4 protein-coding genes are annotated in these 1,976 nt (G+C 42.5%); all 4 read right to left on the bottom strand.

Going from position 1 to position 1,976, the window contains the following annotated elements; genetic code table 11:
* A partial coding sequence (locus QI30_RS20065; RefSeq protein ID WP_158621116.1) for a type IV secretory system conjugative DNA transfer family protein occupies window positions 1-227 on the bottom strand: 227 nt, incomplete at its 3' end.
* Window positions 224-640, bottom strand: a complete 417-nt coding sequence (locus tag QI30_RS20060) for a hypothetical protein (RefSeq protein ID WP_126992132.1) — start codon at window positions 638-640, stop codon at window positions 224-226. The genes QI30_RS20065 and QI30_RS20060, both read right to left, overlap by 4 nt.
* Window positions 637-1,191 carry a hypothetical protein gene (locus tag QI30_RS20055; RefSeq protein WP_126992131.1) on the bottom strand — a complete coding sequence of 185 codons (555 nt, stop codon included), beginning with the start codon at window positions 1,189-1,191 and terminating at the stop codon, window positions 637-639. The genes QI30_RS20060 and QI30_RS20055 overlap by 4 nt, the downstream gene beginning before the upstream one ends.
* Window positions 1,188-1,976: bifunctional lytic transglycosylase/C40 family peptidase (locus QI30_RS20050; RefSeq protein ID WP_126992168.1), on the bottom strand; the 789-nt coding region annotated here is incomplete at its 5' end. The genes QI30_RS20050 and QI30_RS20055, both read right to left, overlap by 4 nt.

Below are 1,976 nucleotides of genomic sequence, written 5' to 3'. Positions count from 1 at the left end.
TCGTAGCCTTGTGCCTCTTTAATCGCTGCCGTTTTCTCGTACACCTCAGCCTTTGGATCTGTTATGACAATGCTGTTCTCGGTTTCATATAAAACATTCGTCATAACAAAGGACTGCGTTTTATAGCTCCCAGGTCCACCAACAACCATAATATTACGGTTCGGCTTTGATTCATTTGGCTGGATTAACACTTTTTTATTGTAGATGCCTAAAATAGTACCGTTCATTCTACATCACGCCCTTTAAGTGACTGTAAAAATGTTTCACGCACATCCTTTTCTGATTTTGCGATAAAATTTCCATCTAATATTTCCTTTTCCTTCGCCCAACGTGCCGAGCCGTGATATGCATTCTTTTCGTGAATGTCCCACCCGTCCTTTTTCGTTTTGCGCTTTAATTGCAGTAACGCACTATAAAACAAATTAAGCACCGTCAAAATGAAAAACAATGGATTTTTAGATGCCACGTAGCCTTCTATCGCCTGTACAGGATGTAGAAACAGCTCCTTTACACTCCCAAGCATTGCATCTGTCGTAATGGCAAGCTTCAGTTCACCAAGCAGTAAAATGAAATCAATGAGCACGAGTATGACGACTTCAAAGGCTAGAAAGCTGACGATAAACCAGAGAAGCTTTTTCATACACCGTCCACCTCCGTCATATTACCAATGACCTTAAATTCCCCAAGGATAAACTGCTCCTCACTCTTTAAAACGCTCACCTCATACAACTGACTACCGTGATTGACCAGTGCCCCATCTAAAAAATAGTTGGTCGTGGTGTACACTAAAAACGTGTGGGGCTCCTTAGGATTCAAATAAATTTGTACATCTTCTACTTCATTTTTCATTGCGACAACAGGTGGTGAAAGAGAGGAGGCACCTTTTAATTTGTTCAGTACATCTAATTCAACAAAATTCGACAATTCATTAAAGCGAGTAACATAGGAATCATTGTCATAGTTCAAATAAACCCGAAAAGCTTGCTCTACAAAAGCAACTTCCTCACCGGTTACTTGTAAGCCGGTAACAGCCGAAAGTTCTTCATTCTTTAGCGTGAGTGCCTCGAGTTCCCCATTCTTTCGTTCAATCGTTTCCTTTAAAGCCTTCTTATCATTAGACAGCACAAAAATTGAACCTGCTAAAACGAGAACAATGAATACAAATACACCTACGACAATCCCTTGCTTCATCCTCCCTCACCTCCTGAAAAGTCAACAATGCGACCGTACCCATATAAATGCTCTTGCCAATAACGATTATTTAAATCAGTAAAGCCAATCCCTCCACCATTTGCATCAAACATTTTGCCGTTCCCTACATACATGCCAATATGAGTGACAGGTCTACCGGCATTATACGTACCTGTGAAAAAGATAAAATCCCCTGGTTGCAGTTCCTCCGCTGTTATTTTTTGTGACGCATTATACTGCTCTTGGGCTGTTCGAGGTAAATTCACACCGATTTTCCGAAAAGCCCACATCATCAAGCCTGAACAATCAAAGGAAGTCGTCGGGCTCATCCCACCAAACGTGTACGGATAACCGTCAAACTGAAGCATCGTTTCATACACCACTTGAAAATCTGCTGTGGCATTTGCTAAATCAAGAACCTCACCGTCACGCATCGTCCCTATATAACGCTTTACATGGGCTACATATTCGGGATCCCCGTAACTTTGCCAACCAAGTTTCGCTACTTGCTGCTCTGAAAATGCTTGGGCTAATGCTGCTGAATGCTTACCACCATTTGCTGCAACAAAATCCATATAACCCGAACCGTAATTATAGCTCGGAATGGCTGTGTCAAAATCGACGCCTAAGCGCTCTCGTTTCGCGAGTACCTTTTCAAAATGGGCATCACCGCCTTCAATGGAATATACGGGTTCTGTAATCGTATTTGGTGGCACCCCAATGGACTCTCTGGCCTGCATCCCATCTAGTGAAGCTGTACCGCCGCTTTCCTGCATCATAATGGC

It is taken from the genome of Candidatus Kurthia intestinigallinarum, from assembly GCF_003991225.1.
GTDB classification, from domain to species: Bacteria; Bacillota; Bacilli; order Bacillales_A; family Planococcaceae; genus Kurthia; species Kurthia populi.
This window is presented reverse-complemented; position numbering and strand designations above follow the sequence as displayed.